Annotated in this window: 4 protein-coding genes; 3 read left to right on the top strand and 1 reads right to left on the bottom strand. The window is 70.2% G+C overall.

Annotated elements, in window-relative coordinates:
- The 3 genes from MJ783_RS17460 to MJ783_RS17450 form a co-directional block, all read left to right on the top strand.
- On the top strand, positions 1-434 hold a 434-nt coding region (locus MJ783_RS17460; RefSeq protein ID WP_239311618.1), incomplete at its 5' end, for a Nif3-like dinuclear metal center hexameric protein.
- A 99-nt stretch (positions 435-533) separates the two neighbouring features.
- The gene (locus MJ783_RS17455; protein ID WP_239311617.1) at positions 534-1277 is read left to right on the top strand and encodes a zinc ribbon domain-containing protein; all 744 of its coding nucleotides are present in this window, start codon (positions 534-536) and stop codon (positions 1275-1277) included.
- Between the two features lie 22 nt (positions 1278-1299).
- Complete coding sequence (locus MJ783_RS17450; protein ID WP_239311616.1) at positions 1300-2442, top strand: bifunctional RNase H/acid phosphatase; 1143 nt, start codon at positions 1300-1302, stop codon at positions 2440-2442.
- 70 nt (positions 2443-2512) lie between these two features.
- Here the strand turns inward: MJ783_RS17450 and MJ783_RS17445 are convergent, their stop codons facing one another.
- Entirely contained in the window at positions 2513-2926 is a 414-nt protein-coding gene (locus MJ783_RS17445) for a lipopolysaccharide assembly protein LapA domain-containing protein (protein WP_239311615.1), read from the bottom strand.
- Between the last annotated feature and the right edge of the window lie 209 nt (positions 2927-3135).

Here is a 3135-nt window from a genome sequence, read left to right as displayed (position 1 = left end):
AGCCCGAACCACTCGGTGCGTTCTGCGCCCGGGTGGCGGCCGGGCTGCCCGCCACGGCGGGTGGGGTGCGCACCACCGGCACGCCGGAACGCCTGGTGCGCCGGATCGCGGTCTGCGGTGGTTCCGGCGGTGAGCTGATCGGCGCCGCCGCGCGCGCTGGAGCCGATGCGCTGGTGACCGCCGACGGACGGCACCACCACGTCCTGGACGCTGTCAACGCCTACGGCGTCGCCATCGTGGACGTGGCGCACTGGGCGAGCGAATGGCCGTGGTTGCGGGACGCCTCCGCCCGCCTGAGCGCCGGCCTGGCCATCCGAGGCCGTACGGTGAACATGACGGTTTCCAGCCTGGTCACCGACCCATGGCGATGGCACGCGGCCTCATCGTGGCCACCTGAACGCCCGGCGTCGGGAACCGTGCCGGGTACCGCCTGAAATACCGTGCCGGGCAGCCCCCCGCGCAAGCACGGTGAGCCGCGGGAGCGGCGAGCCGCGCACGCACACAGTGAGCCTGGTAAGCACAGTGAGGAGCACATGAAGGCCGACCACGCGACCCAGCTTCGCCTGCTGGCGGTGCAGGCGATCGACTCCAGCCTTGACCGGCTCGCCGCGCGGCGGCGGAACCTGCCCGAACTCGCCGAGATCGACAAGCTGAGTTCGCGGCTCAGCGCGTCCCATGACGACCTGGTGCGGGTCTCGACGGAGCTGCGGGATCTGGGCCGTTCGCAGCAGAAGCTGGACGATGAGGTCGATCTTGTGCGGGCGCGGGCCGCCCGGGACCAGAAACGTCTCGACTCCGGGCAGATCACCAGTTCCCGGGAGCTGGAAAATCTGCAGACGGAGATCGCCTCACTCGCTCGCCGGCAGAACGCCCTCGAGGACGAGACACTGGGCCTGATGGAGGTCATCGAGGGACTCCAGACCCGCGCGGGGGTGATCCGGGCTGATCAGGAGAGTCTCGAGGCCGAGCTGGCGACAGTCAGCGGCAGCCGGGATACCGCGTTCGCGGAGATTGATAATGAGACGGCGGCGCGTCGCCGTGAACGCGATGCCATCGTCGCGACCCTCCCCGCGGATCTGCTGGCACTCTACGAGCGCCTGCGTGTCTCCTCCGCCGGTGTGGGTGCGGCGCGTCTCGTCCGACGCCGGTGTGAGGGATGTCACCTGGAGCTGTCCGGCGCTGATCTGCGTGACGTTGCGGCGGCGGCACCGGACGAGGTCGTGCGTTGCGAGGAGTGCCGGCGCATCCTTGTCCGGACCGCTGAATCGGGTCTGTGAGCACCGGCGATGGGAGCAGATCATGAATGACCGTCCGTCGCACCGGCTTGTCGTCGAAGCCGACGGCGGATCGCGGGGTAATCCGGGCCCAGCCGGTTACGGCGCGCTTGTCCGGGACGCCGACACCGGTGAGGTGCTGGCCGAGCGGGCCGGGTCGATCGGCCGGGCGACCAACAACGTCGCCGAGTACCAGGGGCTGATCGCGGGCTTGCGGGCGGCGGCTGACATCGATCCGAACGCCGCCGTCGAAGTCCGGATGGACTCGAAACTCGTCGTCGAGCAGATGAGCGGACGATGGAAGATCAAACATCCGGCCATGCGCCCGCTGGCGATGGAGGCCGCGGATGTCGCGCTCGGCTTCTCGCAGGTCCGCTACGGCTGGATTCCGCGAGAGCGCAACGGCCATGCCGATCGGCTGGCGAACGAGGCTATGGACGCCGCCGCCCAGGGCCGCGCCTGGGAGCCAACGGAACCCCAGTCACCCGAGCCCACACCGCACCTGGCACCGACCACGAACCGGTTGTCCGGGTGGATGGCTCCGCCCGCGCCACCCACGACCACCGTGCTGTTGCGCCACGGCCAGACCCCGATGTCGGTGGAGAAACGCTTCAGCGGCACGGTGGACGTGGGGCTGACCGACATCGGCCACGCGCAGGCGGACGCCGCGGCGGGACGGCTGCGCGAGGCTGTGTTCGATGCGGTGTACTGCTCGCCGCTGAAACGGGCCCGGCAGACCGCGGACGCCCTCGGCCGGGACTACATCGTTGACGATAACCTGCGCGAGACCGACTTCGGCGCCTGGGAGGGCATGACCTTCGGCGAGGTCCGTCGGCGTTTTCCCGAGGAGCTGAACGCGTGGCTGGCTGATCCGGCGGTGCCGCCGTCCGGTGGGGAGAGCATTCTGGACACGGTCCGGCGGGTCACCGCCGCCCGGGACCGCATCCTCGCCGCGCATCCGGGCGGGCGGATTCTCCTTGTCTCGCACGTGACACCCATCAAGGCGTTGACGCAGCTGGCGCTTGACGCCACGCCCGCGGTGCTCTACCGGTTGCACTTGGACCTGGTGTCGATGTCGACGATCGACTGGTACTCGGACGGTCCAGCGGTGCTGCGCGGCTTCAACGACGGCATCCACGCCGCCCACCTGGTGGAGGCAGGCCAGTAGCGGCAGGCCAGGAGGAGCGGCGAGGTGACGGTGGTGGGCGGCCGGACCGGCCGAGGAGGAGCGAGCCCGGTCAGTGTCTGCCGCGGCGGTACTGGTGCAGCTCCCTGCGCACCCTGACCTGGCTGATCAGCCCGATCAGCAGGCCGATGACGAGGCCAGCCGCGGCTGCCGCGGCGAGCGCGCCAGCCACCGACATGTTCGGGAACGATCCGAACAGCCAGATGTTGACCCGCGCGTTGTTCTTCAGGACGAACACGACCACGGCGATCGCGATCAACAGGACGACTATGGTGATCGCGTAGGTGGCGTAGCCGACTCCCTTGCGCGGTGCCGCCGCCGCGGCTGCGGGGCCGGCGGGAGGGACCGTCGCGGTCGGGCTGGGGCCGGTGGGGGGCGGCACCGGCGGGATGCCGCCGCCGGGCGGTGCCGCCTCGGGAGGGGTGCCATCAATCTTCTTGCTGGGCTGATCCCCAGGGGTGGTCACGGCCGATCCCCGTCCTTCGTCCCATCAACGACCTGACAGTCCATGCCGCCCATGGCGCACGGTGTTACCCACCGGGCACGGTGTCACCCGTGACGCGGGGCATCCATGTCTCCGGAAGGCCGGAGGCTGCGCGATCGTACTATTCCGTGGGGCTGGTGGCCCAGCTGTTCGGGCTGCTGATCGACAGAGCCGCCCGGATCCGGCCGCCG

It is taken from the genome of Protofrankia sp. Cj3, assembly GCF_917627355.1.
Taxonomy (GTDB): domain Bacteria; phylum Actinomycetota; class Actinomycetes; order Frankiales; family Frankiaceae; genus Protofrankia.
The sequence above is the reverse complement of the archived record's forward strand: the minus strand, read 5'-3'. Positions and strand labels throughout refer to the sequence as shown.

Excerpts from the sequence above, each read along its gene's own strand:
- MJ783_RS17450 (WP_239311616.1), top strand. The coding sequence starts at position 1,300 with ATGAATGACCGTCCGTCGCACCGGCTTGTCGTCGAAGCCGACGGCGGA.
- MJ783_RS17455 (WP_239311617.1), top strand. The coding sequence starts at position 534 with ATGAAGGCCGACCACGCGACCCAGCTTCGCCTGCTGGCGGTGCAGGCG.